We start from the raw sequence: 19,049 nt of genomic DNA, 5'->3' as shown, positions 1-19,049 counted from the left end.
TCCTGCCCGCCGGACCAGACGATGCGACGATTCGCTACTGCAGTCCTCGGTCTGTTGCTCGTGTTCTCCGTCGTCGGCGCGACGCCGGCGGCCGCCGCGAGCGCCCAGCAGACCGACGAGAGTTGTTCGTTCCCGGTGACGATGACCGACGCCACCGGAACGGAGGTAACGCTCGACGAACGCCCAGAGCGGGTGACGACCACCAACCCGTCGGCTGCCCAGACGATGTGGGAAATCGGCGGCCGCGAGCAAGTGGTCGGTCTCACCCAGTACGCGTCCTATCTGGAGGGGTCCGATAGCCGGACGAACGTCTCGGCCGGGTTCGGCGTCAGTGTCGAGAAGGTGGTCGGCACGAACCCCGACCTCGTCGTCGCGCCGAACGCCAGCGCCGGCGACGTCGACGGGCTACGAGAGGCCGGCCTGACGGTGTACCACCTCCCCGCCTCGACCACCGTCGAGGACATCAAGCAGAAGACGACCACCATCGGCCGCCTGACCGGGAACTGTCAAGGGGCGGCCGAGACGAACGAGTGGATGACCCGGAACGTCGAGGCGGTGCAGAACACGACGGCCGGCGTCGAGGACCGACCGACGGTCGTCTACCCGCTGAGTAGCGGCTACGTCGCCGCGAACGGGACGTTCATCGACACGCTACTGGGCGTCGCCGGCGCCGACAACGCCGCCGCGCGCAACCACAGCGGCTACCCGCAACTGAGCGACGAGGTGCTCCTCCAACTGGACCCCGAAGTGTTGGTCCTCACCGAACAGACCGTCGGCCTCGTCAGCGAGGAACCGTACGCGAGTACGACCGCCGGCCAGACCAACTCGACGATTCGCCTGCGGGTCCGTGACCTGAACCAACCGGCCCCGCGGAGCGTCGTCAACACCGTCCACAACGCCTCGCGGCAACTGTACCCCGACCGGTACGACGCCGAGAGCTACGTCCCTCGGTCGGCCGTCGAGAGCCACGACACCGAACAGCCAACCACGGCGTCGGACGACCAAACCCCGAGCGACACGCCCGCGGCCACGACGGGTGGAAACGGGCCCGGGTTCACAGCGGTCGGTGCGCTCGTCGGCGCACTCGCCGCCGCGCTGCTGGTCGGGCGGCACCGCTAACCGACCACGCAGCGCCTCACGACGCCGTAAAGTTATGAATTCGTTACCCCGCCACCGGTGGGAGAGTCGAATCGCCCGACAGCAGTTGTTCAGTTGCCATTAACACCGAATTGTTGGGGTGAAAGTTCCGAGACAACAGTGTAAATTTGCGCAAAATTTTTTGTTTAGGGGTTTAACTGTCACAATAGACCGTTTGTGATATCATATGAATGATAACAAAGCCCAGGGTCTGTCCAGTGCACTGTCGCGGCGAAATCTCATGCAAACCGTTGCCGGTCTCGGCGTCGCTTCGATGGCCGGGTGTTCCGGTCTCGGCGGTGACGGCGGCGGTGGCGGCGGCGGTGCTGTAGACCCTGTACAGGACCGAGTCACCGTAGACCCGGAGGACATCAAGGAAGGCGGGACGTTCAAGACGGCCATCGGCGCGAACCCGGACACGTTCGACTTCCCCGAGAGTTCCTCCGCGACGGCCTCCATCCTCCACAACCTGCTGTTCGAGGGCATGGTGACGACCAGTGCGACCGGCGAACTGTACCCGTGGCTCGCAGAATCCTACGAGCAAGTCGAGGTCAAGGAGGTCTCTGCCGCCGACTACACCGACTACATGACCACGGTGCAGTACGCCGAGACGGACGACGGCTCGGTCTACCTCGACACCGAGAAGCAAATCGTCATCGAGAGCCCCGACAACCCCGACGACCCGTCGGCCGGCGACGACGCGAAGGTCCTCACCGTCGACGAGGCGGGCGACGCCGTCGCCGACGGCACCTTCGGGATGCACTTCAAGTTCCAACTGCACGAGGGCATCACGTTCCACAACGACGAGGAACTGACCGCGCCCAACGTCGTGGCCTCCTACGGCCGCATCGAGAACTCGACGCTGTCCGGACAGGTGTTCGACTCCCTGCTCCACATCTCGGCCGACGGCGACTACGCGGTCGACCTCTACGTGCAGGAGGCCGACGCGTCGGCCATCCGCGAACTCGGCGGTATGCCGGTCTACCCCTCGGAGATAACCGACAACGTCCCGCTGGGCGAGATGGACCCCCGACAGGGTAACACCCCGCTCGGCACCGGGATGTTCGAACTCGCCGAGTTCAAGAACGAGGAGTACGTCCTCTTCTCGAAGAACGAGAACTACTGGTTCGACACGGAGATGAAAGACTGGTTCGACGGCCCCTCGGAGTTCCCGAACGGCCCGGCCGTCGACGAGGTGGACATCGCCATCATCTCCTCGGACTCACAGCGGGCCGGCGCGCTCCAGAGCGGCGAAATCGACATGACCTTCGGGCTCACCGCGAGTACGCTGACGAACTACAGGGAGTCCGAGGACTACCGCACCGCACCGACCAACGGCGCGGGGTATACCTTCCTCCAGTTCCCGGTCAAGGTCGAACCGTGGACGAACGCCAAACTCCGCCGCGCCGCGAACAAACTCATCCCGCGCCAGAGCATCTCCGAGAACATCTTCCAGGGCTGGGAGAAGCCCGCGTGGGTCCCGCTCCCGCCGCTGGCCGCCGGGACCGGGTCGACGGACTACGAGGCGATGGTCGAAGACCTCAAGAGCTACAACACCTACGAACCCGAGGCCGCCGCGGAACTGGCCGAAGAGGCCGCCGGCGAGACGGACGTCGAGTTCCCCATCGAGGTGACCCTCGAGACGAACTCCGACAACGACGACCGGGTCCGGACCGTCGAACTCATCGCCGAGTCGATGAGCCAGGAGATAGACGGGACCCAGTACTTCGACGTGAGCGTCAACACGAAGGAGTTCCTCACCTTCGTCAGCCAACTGCTCTCCGAGGACTACTGGGACCAGGGCAAACTGGCCTTCATCGGCCTCTCGGGCGGGTTCAACCCGCACGGCTACGCCAAGTCCGTCCACAGCCCCCAGAACTTCGCCCAGTGTTGTAACTTCCAGAACATCGACTTCCCCGAACTCAACGAGGCCATGCGGAAGGCCCGCTACGGGGTCGACGTCGCACAGGACCCCGAACTCCGCCGCGAGCGCTACGAGGAGGTCTGGGAACTGATTCTGGAACTCAACGGGAACTCCTACGGGACCCACAGCACGCTGGTCGGCGTCGTGAACAACGACGTCAAGGGGTTCAACACGTACCCCAGCACGCAAGATATAGTTGGGTACGCGATGTACAATCCCACGGACCAGCAGATAACCTACCTCGACCGGTAACACGGTCACCAATCTATGAGCCTTCGACGCTTCATCCTCAAGCGCGTCCTGTTGATCTTCCCGATACTGTTCGGTGTCTCCGTCATCACGTTCGCCCTCGTCCAGATAACCCCCGGTGACCCCATCGACGTCGTGGTGGCGCTGAACCCGGACATCTCCGCGGCCGAGGAGGCCCGACTCAGAGCCAGATACGGCCTCAACGACCCGATATGGGAGCAGTACTTCGACTGGCTACTCGGCGTCTTGCAAGGTGACTTCGGCCGCGTCATCGCCACCGACCGCGCGGTCAGCACCGTCATCGTCGAGCGCCTGCCCGAGACCGTCGCGCTGGGCATCTTCGGCTGGGTGTTCGCGGTCATCATCGCCGTCCCGGCCGGTATCTACGCCGCGGTCCGGAAGGACGAACTGGGCGACCACGTGAGTCGGTTCGTCGCCCTCTCGGGCATCTCGATACCGAACTTCTGGCTCGGCCTGATGCTCATCCTCATCGGGGCGCTGACGCTCAACCTCTGGCCGGTGCTGGCCCCCCGAACGGCCCTGTACTCCCCGGAGATGCTCTGGTACCTGCTGTTGCCCGGCATCACCATCGGCACCGCGTCGGCGTCGACGCTGATGCGCATCATGCGCTCCTCGATGGCCGAGGAGATGAACAAGGAGTACGTCACGGCCGCCCGAGCGAAGGGGCTCCCCGAGCGAACGGTCGTGCTCAAGCACGTCCTGCGGAACTCGCTCATCTCGGTGACGACCGTCGCCGCGTTCCTGACCGCGAGCATCGTCTCGGGGTCCGTCGTCGTCGAACAGGTGTTCGGCTGGCCGGGCCTCGGCCGGGCGCTCATCAGCGCCGTCAGCAACAGAGAGATAGACCTCATCCTGGGGATTACGCTGTTCATCGGTGTCGCCATCATCCTGGCGAACCTTGTGGCCGACATCCTCTATGCGGTTCTCGACCCACGGATTCGATACGATTGACCATGTCTACTGAACGAGGACGCATCCGGGTAACCGGATTCGACACGGACCGCGTGACCGAACGAGACGACCTGTCGGACTGGTCTGAATCGACCGGCGGCGGCACGGAGAGCCGGTGGCGGCGCGCTCTGCGTCGGTTCCGGCACAACAGAGTCGCCATGCTGGGCGTCTACGTCGTCGCCGCGATGGCGCTGCTGTCGTTTTTCGCCCGCCCGGTGACGGTAGCTGGCATCACCGTCCAGCCGTTCTCCATCGCGCCGTACGACCCGGGGACGATTCTGTACCTCGAACCCGGGTCGACCGTCGGACGGTACGACCCGCCGACGCTGGCCCACCCGATGGGCACCGACGCCTCCGGTCGGGACCTGTTCTCCCGGGTGCTCGTCGGCGGCCGACTGAGCATCTCCATCGGCTTCGTCGTCGTCGGCATCACGGCGACGTTCGGCCTCGCCTACGGCGCCGTCGCGGGCTACTACGGCGGGTGGGTCGACGAGATTCTGATGCGCCTCGTCGACGTCATCTTCGCCTTCCCGGGACTGGTGCTGGCGCTGGTCATCGTCGCTCTGCTCGGCGGCGGGTACTGGCCGCTCGTCATCGCCTTCTCCGTCCCGGGATGGGCCGGTTACGCCCGCCTCATCCGCGGGGAGATTCTCTCGGTCAAGGAGAACGAGTACGTGCTGGCCGCGCAGGCGCTGGGCGCACGTGACCGCTCGGTCATCTTCCGGCATATCGTACCCAACGCCATGGCGCCGCTCATCGTGCAGGCGTCGCTCTCTATCGGCACCGTCGTCATCGGCGTCGCCGCGCTCGGGTTCCTCGGCCTCGGGTTCGAACCCGGGACCCCCGAGTGGGGGACGATGCTCGACCAGACCCGCGAGACGCTCATTCAGGGACCGGGTGGCTCCATCCCGTGGTGGGCCACGGTGTTCCCCGGCGGCGCAATCTTCCTGTTCGTGATGGCCATGAACATGATAGGTGACGGCGTCAACGACGCGCTGGACGCGCAGGAAGTCGGCAACGTCGGGCAGGGAGGCGGCGGATGACCCTCCTCGAAATCAACGACCTCACGGTGAACTTCTACACCGAGGACGGGGTCGTCACCGCCGTCGACGACCTCTCGTACCGCATCGAGAGCGGGGAGACGTTCGGCGTCGTCGGCGAGAGCGGTGCCGGGAAGTCCGTCACCGCCCTCTCGCTGATGCGCCTCATCGAGGACCCCGGTCGCATCGAGAGCGGGGAGATTCTGTTCAAGGGCGAGGACCTACTGGAGATGAGCGACGACGAGATTCGCTCGGTCCGGGGCAACGAAATCGCCATGATTTTCCAGGACGCCCAGACCGCGCTGAACCCCGTCTACTCGGTCGGCGAGCAGATATCCGAGGCGATTCGCCACCACCTCGGCTACGACGACGACGCGGCGCGCGAGCGCACCATCATGTTGCTCGACCGGGTCGGCATCCCCGACGCAGAGAGCCGGTACGACGACTACCCACACGAGTTCTCCGGCGGGATGCAGCAGCGAGCGGTCATCGCGATGGCGCTGTCGTGTGACCCGGACCTGCTCATCGCCGACGAACCGACGACGGCGCTGGACGTGACCACCGAGGCGAAGATTCTCGACCAGATAGAGGACCTCGCCGCCGAGTTCGACACGGCCGTCCAACTCATCACTCACGACCTCGGCGTCGTCGCGAAGATATGCGAGCGCGTGATGGTGATGTACGCCGGGCGACCCGTCGAGAAGGCCAGCGTCGAGGACCTCTACTACGACCCGAAACACCCCTACACGGTCGGCCTGATGAGTTCGATTCCGCGCATCGGCGACGAGCGCGAGCGACTCCAGACGATTCCGGGGACGATGCCGGACCTCGTCGACGTGCCGCCGGGGTGTGCGTTCCACCCCCGGTGTCCGTACGCCGAGGAGTCCTGCACCCGGAAGCAACCGCCGCTGGTCGACCCGGAGACCGGCGACGCGGCGACGCCGTCCGACGACCGGGCCGCGGCCTGTCTCGAGTACACCGGCGACCTGGAGGGCGACCTGGACTTCGAGGTCACCGTCGAGGGCGAGGAACCGGTCATCACCGAGGAGGGACAGGATGTCCGGTGAGGAGCCTATCCTCCGCGTGGAGGGGTTACAGAAGTACTACGACTCCAGTAGCGGGTTCATCGACTCACTGCTGGGGAACAACCAGCAGGTCAAGGCCGTCGACGGCGTCGACCTCGAACTGATGGAGGGCGAGACGCTGGGCGTCGTCGGCGAGAGCGGGTGCGGGAAGACCACGCTCGGCCGGGCGCTCCTGCGACTCACCGAACCCACCGACGGGTCCGTCTACTACCGAGGCGACGACCTCACGGAGATGGGGTCGAGCGAACTCCGCGACCTGCGAAAGGACCTGCAGTACATCTTCCAGGACCCCTTCGCCAGCCTGAACCCGCGGTTGACCGTCGGCGACATCATCGGCGAACCGCTGGACATCCACGGCATCGCCGAAGGCGAGGCCCGGGAAGAGCGCATCTACGACCTGCTGGAGACGGTGGGGCTGAATCCGAGTCACACCCACCGCTACCCCCACGAGTTCTCGGGGGGCCAGCGCCAGCGCATCGGCATCGCCCGAGCGCTGGCCGTCGACCCGGAGGTCATCATCTGCGACGAACCGGTGTCGGCGCTGGACGTCTCCGTGCAGGCCCAGATTCTGAACCTGCTGGAGGACCTGCAGGACGAGTACGGCCTCTCGTACATCTTCATCGCCCACGACCTGAGCGTGGTCGAGCACATCTCCGACCGCATCGCGGTGATGTACCTCGGGGAGTTCGCCGAAGTCGGCACGACCGAGGAGGTGTTCGAACCGCCGTACCACCCGTACACGGAGGCGCTGCTGTCGGCGGTGCCGGAACCGGACCCGCTGTGGGAGGGCGAGCAGATATTCCTCCCCGGAACGGTGCCGTCGCCGCTGGACCCGCCCTCCGGGTGTCGGTTCCACACCCGCTGTCCGAAGGTCATCCAGCCGCCGGAGTACGACCTCGAACAGAGCGTGTGGCGGTCGGTGATGGACCTGAAACTGCGGGCGGCCCGCGCCGAGAGCGTCGACTCGCTGACCGCGGTCACCGAGGACGAACAGGACGACCCCGAAACCGCCTCCAGAGGCGTGCTGGACGGGTTGGTCCGCGAGGAGTTCGGCCTGCCCGAGCGCCTCTCGGACCCCGATGCCGAAGACGCGCTCTCGACGGCCATCGACCGCCTCCACGGCGGCGACGTCGAGGCGGCCTTCGCCCAGTTGGACGACGCGTTCGTCTCCCCGTGTGAGACGGACGAACCGAGGACGGTCCAGACCGGCGACACGCACCGCATCGCCTGTCACCTGCAGGACGACGCCTACGCCGACGACCCGACCGGTGCGGCCGAGGGCGGCGACGCCGTCGCCGACGACTGACCACCCGAACCGTTTTCCGATTTTACAGACTACAGACACCAATGCGCCGAATCTACGACTCGCAGGCGCTCAAGCGAGACGACGACGCGTTCACGCCCCGCGAGCGCGACGACGCCCCGAAACCGGCCGCGATGCGGTCCGTGCCCGGCGAGTCGCTGAGCCGTCTCCTCGTCCCGAGGTGGCTGGCCCACCGGGCGCTCTCCGTCGCCGTGGAGACGCCCGAACCGGCCTACGCGACGGGCACCGACGTCCCGCTGAAAGTGACCTTGCGCAACACGTTCCCGATTCCCATCAGCGTCCGGACCCGGACGCCCCGCCTGTGGACGTGGCACGTCGACGGCGCGCCGGAGGCCTCGCGCGTCCCCGAGTCGCTCCCGGACGAGGGGCGGGTCTACACCTTCGACCGGGGCGAGCGCAAACAGTTCCTCCGCCGCTGGACGGGGCTGTTCAAGGTGAGCGAGACGGAGTGGGAACCCGCGGACCCCGGCGAGTACACCGTCGGCGCGTACATCGACGTCGACGACGCCGACGGGAAGGGACTGGCCGCGGAGACGACGGTCCGCATCGAGTGAGCGGCGCCGGCCGTCAGAACACGGCGTCGCAGTTCGGACGACCGGCCGCGTCGTTCGGCGTCCCGAAGCCGTGCGAACCGTTTTAGTCCGTGCCCCACGACTCACAGCTATGTCGAGCGACGCCCCCGTCGTGGGCCGCCTCCGGAACCCCGACCACACGGGCGAGAACCGCTGTTGGCCGTGTACCGTCGTCAACGTCGTCGTCGCCGCCGTCCTGAGCGGCGTCGCGGCGCTCGCGGCCGTCGAACTCGCCGCGGTGGTCGCCGTCGCCTCGTTCGCGGCCATCGCCCTGCGGGGGTATCTCGTCCCGGGGACGCCGAGACTGACCACGGAGTACCTCCCAGAGCGAGTGCTGCGGGCGTTCGGGAAAGACCCTACACCGACGGAACCCGACGACTTCGAGACTCTGAAGAAAGTCGAACACCACCGCGAGAACTCGGTCGACGCCGACGCCTTCCTCGCCGAGGAGGGCATCGTCACCGGGACCGGCGAGGACCGGGCCCTCACCGACGAGTTCGCCGCCGCCGTGGGCGAACGAGTCGACGCGCGTCCGGCCGACGCCGACCTGACCGCCCCGCTGGCGGACGTCTTCGGAGTCGGGACCGACGAGGTGGACGTCGACCGAGAGGACCACCCCTCCGTGAAAGTCGGCAACCGCATCCGGGAGTGGCCCTCGTGGAGCGCGCTCCGCGTCGACGTGGCCGCCCACGAGGCGCTGACCGAGTGGACCGACCGGTGGACGGACGTGCCGCTCGAACAGCGCGTGAACATGCTGGAGACGGTTCGCTCACACCGGACCGTCTGTCCGGCCTGCGGCGGGACCGTCGAGCGCGCCAGCGAGGTCCAGACTTCCTGCTGTGGCATCCACGAGGTGGTGGCGGTGGCCTGTACCGACTGCGACGCCCGCCTCGCCGAACTCGACCCGACGACCCACGCCGGCCGACTGGTGAGCTAACGGACGCCTTTTGCACGCAACGCGCGAGGACTGTACATGGACAAGCAGGCGATTCGTGACCGGGTGTGGGACGCGCTCGAATCGAGCGGAGTCGCCCGGTTCCCGTTCCCGCCCCACGACCGGATTCCGAACTTCGAGGGGGCCGCGCGGGCGGCCGAACGGGTGACCGAGACGACCGTCTGGGACGCCGCGGAGACGGTGAAGGCCAACCCCGACTCGCCCCAACTCCCGCTTCGCCGCGCGGCCCTGCGGGCGGGCAAGACCGTCTACATGGCCGTCCCGCGTCTGCGCGACGAGCGGTGTTTCTACGAACTCGACCCCGCCGAACTGGACGACGTCGAGGCGGCACCGGCGGTGTCGAACGTCGCCGACCACGCCCGACAGGTCGGGCCCGAGGCCGTCGGCGATGTCGACCTCGTGGTGTCGGGGTCCGTGGCCGTCACCGAAGACGGCGCACGCATCGGCAAGGGCGAGGGGTTCAGCGACCTCGAATACGCGGTGTTGCGGGAACTGGGCCTCGTCGGAGCGACGACCCCGGTGGTGACGACGGTCCACGAACTGCAGGTCGTCGGGAGTCCAGACGGCGCAGTGAGCGAGGCCGAAGTGCCCGTAGACGCCCACGACGTGCCGATTGACTACGTCGTCACCCCCGAGCGAACCGTCGAAACCGAGACCCCCTACGACCGGCCGACCGGCGTCGACTGGGCCGCCCTGCCACCCGAGCGAATCGAGGAGATGCCCGTGTTGGCCGCACGAGCGCCCGACACCGGGTGACGCACCCGGAGCGACACGCCGGACACACGCTTATAGACGTGTAGATTCAACAACGCGACATGGCCCACCAGCCAGAGCGACCGCAAGAGTACGTCTGCGAGCAGTGTCACGCCGTCTTCGCTGGCACCGTCCACGGCGACCCGCCGGACCACAGTTACACGCCCCCGGAGGAGTGTGCGGCCTGCGGCGGAACGGAGTTCGTCGAGATACAGAACTACCCGTCGATGCGCGGTTAGTCGTCCAGTTCGGCCACGCAGTCCCGGATGAGGCCGTCGAGGTTCTCGGGGAGGGTCGGATGGTACGCCCGGTCAGGGAGGTCACGGACGTCCAAACCCAACTCGACGACTATCTGCATCGTCTTGGCGAAACTGTCGGCGTGGTAGTGCAGGCCCTGCCACCCGAGGACGGTGCCGTCGTCGGCGTCGACGACGAGTTTCGAGAGGCCCTCGGGGACGTCCTTGGACTTGAAGACGCCGTCGTCGCTGGCCTGTCTGGTGGCGGTGACGATATCGTAGCCCTCCTCGCGAGCGGTCTGTTCGTTGTGGCCGACGCGGGCGAACGGGTAGATGCCAAGGCCGGAGAAGATGACGTGGTGGTGGACGTTCTCGTACGCCTGTGGCTCCGCCCCGGCCTCCTGTCGGAGGATGTTCTCGGCGGCGGTGAATCCCTGCTCTTTGGCGACGTGGAGGATTGGCTCTTTCTCGTTGACGTCGCCGACGGCGTAGACGTGGTCGGCGTCCGCCGTCTGCATCGTCTCGCGCACCCAGTCGCCCTCCGCAGAGACGGAGGTGTTTTCGAGGCCCAACCCTTCGAGCGTCGGCCGGCGGCCGGTGAAGAGGAACAACTGGTCGGCCTCGTAGGTGTCTTCCGTGCCGTCCTCGAACTCGACGTGCAGACGGACGCCGCCGTCCTCGGTGCGTTCGAGTTCGCACTCGTAGCAGTTCGTCGGAATCGCGATGTCCCAGTTGTCCTCGTAGATGCGCCGGGCCTCGTCGCCGAACGCGGGGTCGGCCTCGTCGATGGGTCGCTCGTCGTGTTCGATGACGGTGAGTTCCATCCCGCCGGCCTCGGCGAGGTACGGGACCATCTCCATCCCGATGTAGCCAAAGCCCATCACGATGCCCGAGTCGGGGAACTCGGTGGCGTGGAGGACGTCCTTGCTGGTCATGTAGTCCACCTCGTCGATGCCGGGGAGGTCCGGGACGTTGACGCTCGACCCGGTGGCGATGACGACGTAGTCCGCCTCGTACTCCTCGCCGCCGGCCCGGACGGTGTGGTCGTCGACCAACGTGGCCGTGTCGTGGACGAACTCCACGTGGTCGCGTTCGGCCATCTCGTGGATGGAGTCGCGTCGGTGGGCCGCCCACCCGCGGGTGCGTTCGTTCTTCGTCTCGACGACGGCCTCCAAGTCGACGTCCGGCACGTCCCCGACCAGTCGGTGGTCGTGTCGTGCTTGGAAGCGGTGTGCGCCCGCCGACAGCACCTCTTTCGAGGGCATACACCCTTCGAGGATGCAGAGGCCACCGCCGGGGTCGCCGTCGTCGATGAGCGTGAGTTCGATTCCGTCCTCGTCGACGAGTTCGCCGGCGGTGGCCGCGCCGGCGCTCCCGTACGCGCCGATGATGACGACGTGAGTCATACCGGTAGGCTAGCGGTGGTGTCGGATAAAGGCTTCAGTGGCGTGTCCGCGGGAGCCACGACCGACAGACTGCGCCGCTGTCAGTCGTCCCCTTCGGTGGGCCGGGCGGGTTGCGGGCCGCCGAGGTCGAACAGGCGCTCGAACGGCCGGTCGTGGTTCGTCAGGCCGTCCCAGACGACCAGCACCGAGGGGAGGACCAACAGCGACGTGAGGAAGGCGTAGGCGATGGAGAGCGCCGTCAGGATGCCGAACTGTCCGATGGCCGGGAACACCGCCAGCGCGAGCACTCCGATGCCGAAGACGGTGGTGAGCATACTGCCCAACAGGGCACCGCCGGTCCCCCGGACGGTCCGGTCGAGGGCCGTCACGAGGTCGGCCTCGTGCATCTCGTCGGCGAACCGGTGGGTGACGTGGACGGAGTAGTCCACGCCCAACCCGATGGTGATGGCGAGCATCGTCGCCGTGATGGCGTTGAACGGAATCTGGAGGAACCGCATCGTCCCGGCGAGCAACGCGACGGTGACGACGACGGGAATGACGTTGGCGATGCCCAGCGAGGGCCGTCCCTCCAACACGTAGTAGATGAACACGAGGAACACCGAGGCCCCCGCGAGGGCGATTGCCAGCGACTGGACCGCCGACTCGAGGATGACGTCCGACACCGCTTGGAAGACGACGATGGACCCGGTCGCCGTCGCCTCGAAACGGAAGTCCTCGGCGACCCCCCTCGCGTCCTCGGTCACCTCGCTGTCGCTCGCGCCGGCCTCGACGGTGTAGACGACCCGGGCGCTCCGGTAGTCCTCGTTGAGGTAGTTGAGCGCGGCGTCCCGCGAGGAGGAGTCGAGCAGGTACTCGTAGATGGTCTCGAGGTTGTCGTCGGGGACGCCGTTGTCGTTGGCGTCGTTGCGCTCGACCAGTCGGCGGAACTCCGGGTCCCGTTCGGCCCGGTCCTGAATGACGGTGACGATGGACGAGGACGCCGCGCGGCCGTCCTCGCGGACGAACGAGTCCGGCGGGTCGTCGCCCGCCCTGTATATCTGTTCGAGCGCCGAGTCCTGCCGCATCGGTCCCTGTATGTAGATGGTCGCTCGCCCGCTCTGGGTCGAGTCGAACTTCTCCTCTAAGAAGTTCGTCCGCTCGGTGACGGTGTACTCGCTCGGCGCGAACGGTTCGGGCAGGGACTGTATCCAGTCGGCGTTGTCCTCCGGGGGCAGGAAGTCGTCCTGCGAGAACGAGGTGGAGATGCCAGTCGCGTAGACGCCCGCGCCCGCCGTGACGACGAGCGTCACGAGGAGGAAGACGACCGGCGCGCGTTCGGCGATGACGACGCCGCCGCGGAGGACGCCGCCGAGGGCGGAGTCCTCGGACCCGAGCGGTCGCTGGGTGAACGTCGGGATGGGGTAGCGCTGGCGCAGGGTGTCCAACTCGACTTTGGCGGCGGGCAGGAAGACGCCGAAGATGAAGAACGTGAACGTGATGCCGACGGCGGCGACGAACCCGAAGTCCTGAATCGGGGGGAGCGAACTGGTGAGGTTCGCCGCGAACCCGATGACCGTCGTCCCGGTGACGATGAAGAACGCCACCAGCAACTGGTCGGTCGTGGTGCGCATCGACCTGTCGATGCTCGTCCCGTGTTGGCGCTCCTCACGATACCGGTTGACCGCGTGGATGCCGAAGTCGATGCCGACCGCCAGCAACAGCGGCGGTACCGCGATGAGCATCTGCGAGAAGGGGATGCCGGCCAACCCCATGAACCCGAACGTCCAGACGATGGCCATGAACAGCGCGATTAGTCCGAGCGCCATGTCCGCGAGGTCGCGGTAGGCCACAGAGAGGAACAGCAGGATGAAGATGACCGCCGCGGGGACGGTGAGGATGAGCGAGTCGAAGACCACGTTCGAGAACTCCGCGGCGACGATGCCCGACCCGAACACCGAGATGGTCCCGTGGCCGGCCGACCGGACCGTGAACTGCGCCTGTCGCTGGATGCTCGTCAGCGGACTGGACCCGCCCTGTCCGGACCCCGAGGAGATGCCGGCGGGTATCTCGTGAGTGACGAGGCCGAGCGTGGCCGACGCCGACGCGGACCCGCGGTTGAAGTCGCTACTCACGAGCGAGGTGAACTGTGGGCTCTGGTCTGCGGCCCGCCGGACCGCGGCGTCGATTTCGCTGCTGGAGGCGGACTCGACGGCGCGAATCTGCGCCTCCGTGGTCCGTGCCGACGGGTCGAGTTGTCGGGCGACGACACTCGCGGCGCTGGACGTCCCGGTCACGCGGAGGTCAGGGTGGTTCTCCAGACGCTCCTGTGCCCGGAGCATCCGCAACAGCGCGTCCTTCGAGAGGACGTTGTTCCCCTCTTGGATGAGTTGGGTGTTGCCCGTGTCCGGCGAGAACGCCGGCGAGAACTCCGTGTTGACCTGTGAGAACGCCTCCTCGGCCGGCAGGTTCGTGGTGAACTGCGAGGTGCCGGCGTTCGTCGAGATGTTCCCCAGTCCCGCCGTGAACACGAGAGTGACGACGAGGAACGTCAGGACGACGCGTCGGGAGTCCCCGACGATGCGGTCGTCCGCCCAGTCGATGTACCGCTGGTAGTCCATCTTAGCGGAACCTGACGTAGCCACCGATTGCGAGGAGACTCACGAGGAGGACGCCAGCGATGGTCGAGAGCGGTAGCCCGCCCCCGCCGCCCTGTGACGTGACCCCGATTGCGACGCGGTAGGTGTCGGAGACCGGTGTGTCGCCGTCGGGTTCCTCGTACTGGAAGTCCAGCGAGACGGGGTAGTCCTTCTCCATGGCCCCGCCGGAGGCGCTGATGCCGAAGCGCAGCGTCCGCGACTCACCGGGTTCGAGGCGAGCGATGTACGCCTCGTCGTCGGTGACCGAGATGGGCGAATCGGCGAACAGTTTCGCCGAGATGTCGGTCAGCACCACGTCCTCCTCGTTGGTGACGGTGAGTTCGATGGTCTCCGCCCCGCCGGCCCTGACCGTCGTGTTGGCGGACTCGATGGAGAACTCGTCCTCGCTGCCCGCGACCTCGGCGCGGACCTCCAGCGTGTCGCCCTCCCGGCGGTCACCGTTGTCGTCGCGGAACACCGTGGTGAAGTCGAACTGCCGCGGCCCGGCGTCGGCGCTCTCCGAGGCGTCGACGCCGAAACTGACCGTCGCAGACTCGCCGGGTTCGAGGTCCCCGACGGCGTACTGGGTCTCCTGCGGCGAGAGGTTGCTGTGCTCGCTCTGCCACTGGAGGACGACGTTCGAGACTGCGCGCGGCCCCTCGTTGGTCAGGGTCGCTTCGAGCGTGCCGTCCTCGCCGGCCTGTAGGGTCGCGTTCACGCCCGAGAGGGAGAACGTCTGTTCCGGCTGGGGCTGGAGGCCGACCGAGAGGCCCTCCTCGGCCCCCGCGTCACCCTCCGGGTCCTCGTACTGGACCGAGGTCGAGAGGGCGTACTGCCGCGTCTCGGCGTTCTGTCCGGCCGTCGCGTCGACGACGACCGTACGGGTCTCGCCCGGTTCCCACTCGCCGACGTACTGCGTCGTCGAGGACGACTCGCCGAACGTGATGTCGGCGCTCTGGGAGGCGACGGTCACCGTCGCGTCCCGGACCGTCACCGGCCCGTCGTTGCGGAGCGTCAGCGCGTAGGACCCGGTGTTGCCGACGGCCACGGCGCTCGACGTGTTCACGACCGAGAACGTCTGCTCGGGTTGGGGCGCGATGCCAACCGACGACCCGACGGACTGCTTGCGGACGCCGTCCTCGTCGTCGAACCCGACCGAGAGGTCGAACTGGTACGGTTCGGGTTCGGCGTTCTCGGAGGCGCTCACGCGGTACCGGAAGGTCCGCTGTTCGCCGGACTCCCAGAGGTCCACGTACCGCGAACTCTCCGTGCCGCCGCCGACGCCGAGGTCGGAGTTCTGGCTGGCCAGCGTCACCGCGGCGTCACGGGCGGCCTCGCCGCCAGTGTTCTCGACGGTGACGGCCACGGTGCCGGTGGACCCGACGCGGGCGCTCGACTCGACGTCCGTCACGTCGAAGGTGGCCTCGTCGGAGACGCGGACGGTGACGTCGATAGTTCGCGAGACGCGGTCCTCGTCGCGGCTTCCGTCGGATTCAGAGATGTAGCTCGTGTGTTCGTACTCCAGTTCGACCGGCACCTCGTAGGTCCCGGGGTCCGCGTTCTCGTCGACGCTGACGTCGAACGAGACGGTGGTCGGCGGCCCCTGTGCGAGCGTCCCGACGCTCTGCCGGGACGTCGTGACGGAGATGGGCGCGCCGCCGGAGCGGACGTCGACGGTCAGACCGCGGGCCGTCGTCACCTCGCTGTTCAGACTCGGGTTCGTCGCGGACCCCGAGTCGACGTCGCCGCTGTTGACGAGGACCACGTCCAGCGTGGTCTCCTCGCCGGGCGAGACGGTGTTGTCCGCGATGGTCGCGTCGATGTCGGGGCTACCGGTCACCGCGGCGGCGGCGGTCCCGGCGACTAGCAAGAGCGCAACGACAGTCAACGTCAGTGGCGTACGTGGTCTCATAGCGTGAATACGGACGGGGAACGGGCCTCGGTTGGCGATACGGAGTTCTTACGGGCGGCTACGGTCGGGTTACTCTGGCTGACGGTCCCGACGCACCAGTCGTTCATCTCGTATCGAACGAACGTTCGGTCAAACATCAACGTTCCGGTTAGCGACTGGTACGAAGCACTTTTGCCTACCGAACGAATATTCGGTCGGGATGACCGACGCGCTTCCGTTCGCGGGCGAACCCGAGGACTCCCACGAGGCGATAATGCGTGCGACGTTCTGTGCACTGCAGGAATACGGCTACGCGGGACTCTCCATCCAGCGCATCGCCGACGAGGCGGACCTCAGCAAGTCGACCTTCTACCACCACTTCGACGGGAAGGAGGACCTGTTGCTCTCGTTCCTCGAGTTTACCCTCGACGAGTTCGACCGCATCTTCCAGTTGGAGTCGTCCGGCGACCCGGTCAAAGACCTCTGGACGTTCTTCGGCCTCCTCCTCGGCGACTTCCCCACGGCCGACGAGATGCCCGAACAGGAGGACGTACTGGCGACGTACGTCGAGTTGCGGGCACAGGCGGTCCGGAACCCCGACTTCAGAGCGAAGTTCACCGAGACAGACCAGGAGTTCACCCGGCGAATCGCGTCGCTCATCGAGGAGGGCGTCGAGGACGGCGTGTTCGCCGACGTCGACCCGGAACGCACCGCACAGTTCCTCTTGACGACGCTCGAGGGAATCACGCTCCAGAACGCGACGCGAGACGACAACCCACTCCCCCAGATGCGCGAGGCCATCGAGTCTTACATCGAGAACGAACTGCTCGTCGACGGGGCTGAAGAGCGGTGAGCGAGACGGGGTTCGTCTCGCTACCGGGCCTCTAAGCGTAACGTTATCCCGTACCGCGCCCGATAGACAGGTGCGTTTCGAGGATGTCGTCGAAGTCGTCGAGTTCGGTCCGGAGTTGCCACTCCAGTTCCTCCGCGCGCTCTTTCATGGCGGTGTACTCGTGGCTGTCGTCGAGTTGGGCGACCGATTTCTCCGCCTCCAGCACGGCGATTTTCGACGTGAGTTCGAAGAACTCGTCCAGTCGCTGGTCCTCGTCGGGAGGGTCGAGGTGGTGGTCGAGCGTCGTCAGAAGCGTCTCTCGGTCGACCGGTTTCCGGAGGTAGTCGTCGAAGGCCATCTCCAGTATGTTCAGGTCGGGGTCGACCGCAGTCAACATGACGACCGTCCCCTCGTACCCGCGCTCACGGAGGCGAGAGAGCACCTCGTCGCCGTCCACGTCGGGCATCCGTCGGTCCAGCAGAACGGCGTCTATCTCGGGCCCGACCAGTTCGAGTGCCGCCTCGCCGCCGTAGGCGACGCTCGTCTCGTAGCACTCTCTGAGACGGAGCGCTTGGGTGTCCGCGACATCGGGTTCGTCGTCGACGACCAGTACGTGACCGCGTCTGTCTGTGCCGGGTCCCACGTCGCCCGTCTCTAGCACCGAGAGACGCATAGGTCTTGTCGCCGCGGACGTCCCGAAAAAGGTTAACTCGTGCCCCGACGACACCGGAGTACGATGGTCGACGACACCGACGAGGCGACTGCCCCGGCCGGACGGTTCGGAAGCCTCGCCGTCGTCGTCGCCTACATCGGGGTCGGTGCCGTCGTCGTCGCCGCAGTCATGTTCGTCGCGGACGCGACGCTCGGGTTGCCGTTCTCTCGAGAGGTCGGACTGGGGTTGGGCATCGCCCTCGGCGGCGGTCTGGGCGCGGTCGTGCACTTCATACAGACGGCGGACGACCTCGAAGTGACCGACGAGACGATGACAGTCGAAGTCGACGACTCCGCCACCCCGACGCCCCAACCCGCGGACCTCTTCGACGGTCATCCCGACCCGGTCCTCTACTACGCGGCGGAGGGGCACGGACCGGTCGTCAGGGCAGCCAACGACGCCTTCGCCACCACGTTCGACGTGCCGGCCGGTCAACTGGCGGGGACGCCGCTGTCCGAGGCCTTGCTCGTCGCCGGCGGGGACTCGGTCGACGCGAACGCCGTCACCGCGGGCGAGGTCGACACAGTCGTTTCCTGCGAGACGGAGCGGGGGACGGTCCCGTTCCGACTCCGGGCCGTCGGGGCCGAGAAGAGCGGCTACGTCCTCTATACGCCCGTCGACGCCGAGTAGGACCGGTTAGCTCGGCCGACGGCGTATCTCCTTGAACGCGGCGTCGATGTCCTCGAACTCGGAGAGCGCGTCGTCCATCTCGGACTTGAGTTCTTCGGCCCGCCGCTCGAGTCGTTCGACCTCGGCGCTGTCTTCGAGCGCCTGCGAGGTCTTCTCGCCCTCCAACAGCGCGAGTTTCGACGTGACCTCCAGATACTCCGCGAGACGGTCGTCGTAGCGGCGGGCGGCCAGTTGTTGGTCGATGGCTGCGACGAGGTCTTCCTTCTCGACGGGTTTGCAGAGGTAGTCGTCGAACGGCATGTCGATGATGTCGAAGTCCGGGTCCACCGCGGTAATCATGATGACCCGCGTCGAGACGTCGCGCTCCCGAATCTCCGCGAGGACGTCGTCCCCGGAGACGTCGGGCATGCGCCGGTCCAACAGCACGACGTCGACGTCGTCGTCGATTCGGTCGAGCGCGGCCGCCCCTCCGTACGCCGTCTCTGTCTCGTACTGATTGCGGAGACGCAACGCGTAGACGTCTGCGACCTCTTCCTCGTCGTCGACGACGAGAACGGTCGCGTCCGCAGTGGAATCTGGCACGATACTGTGTACTGCTAGCCGCGTACATATAACTATTCGTCAGGTCGTGAAACCACGCCACACTGACCGGTCACCGGCCGGTTCGCTCCGAGAGGTGACCGCCGTGACGACGCGGGACGAGCGGTGACGGAACG

Annotated in this window: 17 protein-coding genes; 12 read left to right on the top strand and 5 right to left on the bottom strand. The window is 66.7% G+C overall.

Annotated features, from left to right (window positions below):
- Nucleotides 1–21 precede the first annotated feature (21 nt).
- From Hhyl6_RS13020 to Hhyl6_RS12975, 10 genes are all read left to right on the top strand, one after another.
- Nucleotides 22–1,119: a PGF-CTERM-anchored ABC transporter substrate-binding protein gene (locus Hhyl6_RS13020; protein ID WP_483739622.1), complete on the top strand. Its 1,098-nt coding sequence runs from the start codon at nucleotides 22–24 to the stop codon at nucleotides 1,117–1,119.
- A 259-nt stretch (nucleotides 1,120–1,378) separates the two neighbouring features.
- Nucleotides 1,379–3,313: an ABC transporter substrate-binding protein gene (locus Hhyl6_RS13015; protein ID WP_483739621.1), complete on the top strand. Its 1,935-nt coding sequence runs from the start codon at nucleotides 1,379–1,381 to the stop codon at nucleotides 3,311–3,313.
- 15 nt (nucleotides 3,314–3,328) lie between these two features.
- On the top strand, nucleotides 3,329–4,282 hold the full coding sequence (locus tag Hhyl6_RS13010) for an ABC transporter permease (protein ID WP_483739620.1): 954 nt from the start codon (nucleotides 3,329–3,331) through the stop codon (nucleotides 4,280–4,282).
- A gap of 2 nt (nucleotides 4,283–4,284) precedes the next feature.
- A complete protein-coding gene (locus tag Hhyl6_RS13005) occupies nucleotides 4,285–5,325 on the top strand; it encodes an ABC transporter permease (protein ID WP_483739619.1) in 1,041 nt (346 codons plus the stop codon).
- A complete protein-coding gene (locus Hhyl6_RS13000; RefSeq protein ID WP_483739618.1) occupies nucleotides 5,322–6,389 on the top strand; it encodes an ABC transporter ATP-binding protein in 1,068 nt (355 codons plus the stop codon). Before Hhyl6_RS13005 ends, Hhyl6_RS13000 begins: the two co-directional genes overlap by 4 nt.
- Nucleotides 6,379–7,713 carry an ABC transporter ATP-binding protein gene (locus Hhyl6_RS12995; protein WP_483739617.1) on the top strand — a complete coding sequence of 445 codons (1,335 nt, stop codon included), beginning with the start codon at nucleotides 6,379–6,381 and terminating at the stop codon, nucleotides 7,711–7,713. Before Hhyl6_RS13000 ends, Hhyl6_RS12995 begins: the two co-directional genes overlap by 11 nt.
- 41 nt (nucleotides 7,714–7,754) lie before the next feature.
- Nucleotides 7,755–8,285: a DUF7974 family protein gene (locus Hhyl6_RS12990; RefSeq protein ID WP_483739616.1), complete on the top strand. Its 531-nt coding sequence runs from the start codon at nucleotides 7,755–7,757 to the stop codon at nucleotides 8,283–8,285.
- A 109-nt stretch (nucleotides 8,286–8,394) separates the two neighbouring features.
- On the top strand, nucleotides 8,395–9,240 hold the full coding sequence (locus tag Hhyl6_RS12985; protein ID WP_483739615.1) for a DUF8054 domain-containing protein: 846 nt from the start codon (nucleotides 8,395–8,397) through the stop codon (nucleotides 9,238–9,240).
- Between the two features lie 36 nt (nucleotides 9,241–9,276).
- Nucleotides 9,277–10,014, top strand: a complete 738-nt coding sequence (locus tag Hhyl6_RS12980; protein ID WP_483739614.1) for a 5-formyltetrahydrofolate cyclo-ligase — start codon at nucleotides 9,277–9,279, stop codon at nucleotides 10,012–10,014.
- Nucleotides 10,015–10,073: 59 nt separating this feature from the next.
- A complete protein-coding gene (locus Hhyl6_RS12975) occupies nucleotides 10,074–10,250 on the top strand; it encodes a hypothetical protein (protein WP_483739613.1) in 177 nt (58 codons plus the stop codon).
- Here Hhyl6_RS12975 and Hhyl6_RS12970 read toward each other — a convergent pair.
- The 3 genes from Hhyl6_RS12970 to Hhyl6_RS12960 form a co-directional block, all read right to left on the bottom strand.
- A complete protein-coding gene (locus Hhyl6_RS12970) occupies nucleotides 10,247–11,653 on the bottom strand; it encodes a dihydrolipoyl dehydrogenase family protein (RefSeq protein ID WP_483739612.1) in 1,407 nt (468 codons plus the stop codon). The two genes, Hhyl6_RS12975 and Hhyl6_RS12970, sit on opposite strands and share 4 nt — an antisense overlap.
- Nucleotides 11,654–11,733: 80 nt before the next feature.
- Entirely contained in the window at nucleotides 11,734–14,250 is a 2,517-nt protein-coding gene (locus tag Hhyl6_RS12965) for an efflux RND transporter permease subunit (RefSeq protein WP_483739611.1), read from the bottom strand.
- A gap of 1 nt (nucleotide 14,251) precedes the next feature.
- Nucleotides 14,252–16,180: a COG1361 S-layer family protein gene (locus Hhyl6_RS12960; RefSeq protein WP_483739610.1), complete on the bottom strand. Its 1,929-nt coding sequence runs from the start codon at nucleotides 16,178–16,180 to the stop codon at nucleotides 14,252–14,254.
- Nucleotides 16,181–16,379: 199 nt separating this feature from the next.
- On the opposite strand from Hhyl6_RS12960, the gene Hhyl6_RS12955 reads away from it, so the two are divergent.
- Nucleotides 16,380–17,012: a TetR/AcrR family transcriptional regulator gene (locus tag Hhyl6_RS12955; protein WP_483739609.1), complete on the top strand. Its 633-nt coding sequence runs from the start codon at nucleotides 16,380–16,382 to the stop codon at nucleotides 17,010–17,012.
- Between the two features lie 43 nt (nucleotides 17,013–17,055).
- Here the strand turns inward: Hhyl6_RS12955 and Hhyl6_RS12950 are convergent, their stop codons facing one another.
- Nucleotides 17,056–17,664 carry a response regulator gene (locus Hhyl6_RS12950; protein ID WP_483739608.1) on the bottom strand — a complete coding sequence of 203 codons (609 nt, stop codon included), beginning with the start codon at nucleotides 17,662–17,664 and terminating at the stop codon, nucleotides 17,056–17,058.
- A 63-nt stretch (nucleotides 17,665–17,727) separates the two neighbouring features.
- Here Hhyl6_RS12950 and Hhyl6_RS12945 point away from each other — a divergent pair, with 63 nt between their 5' ends.
- Nucleotides 17,728–18,333 (top strand): hypothetical protein, encoded by a 606-nt coding sequence (locus Hhyl6_RS12945; RefSeq protein WP_483739607.1) that lies wholly within the window; start codon nucleotides 17,728–17,730, stop codon nucleotides 18,331–18,333.
- Nucleotides 18,334–18,339: 6 nt separating this feature from the next.
- Here Hhyl6_RS12945 and Hhyl6_RS12940 read toward each other — a convergent pair whose 3' ends face one another.
- Nucleotides 18,340–18,915, bottom strand: coding sequence for a response regulator (locus tag Hhyl6_RS12940; protein ID WP_483739606.1), 576 nt, complete (start codon nucleotides 18,913–18,915; stop codon nucleotides 18,340–18,342).
- Between the last annotated feature and the right edge of the window lie 134 nt (nucleotides 18,916–19,049).

The sequence above is a fragment of the Haloarcula sp. H-hyl6 genome, from assembly GCF_056934455.1.
This window is presented reverse-complemented; position numbering and strand designations above follow the sequence as displayed.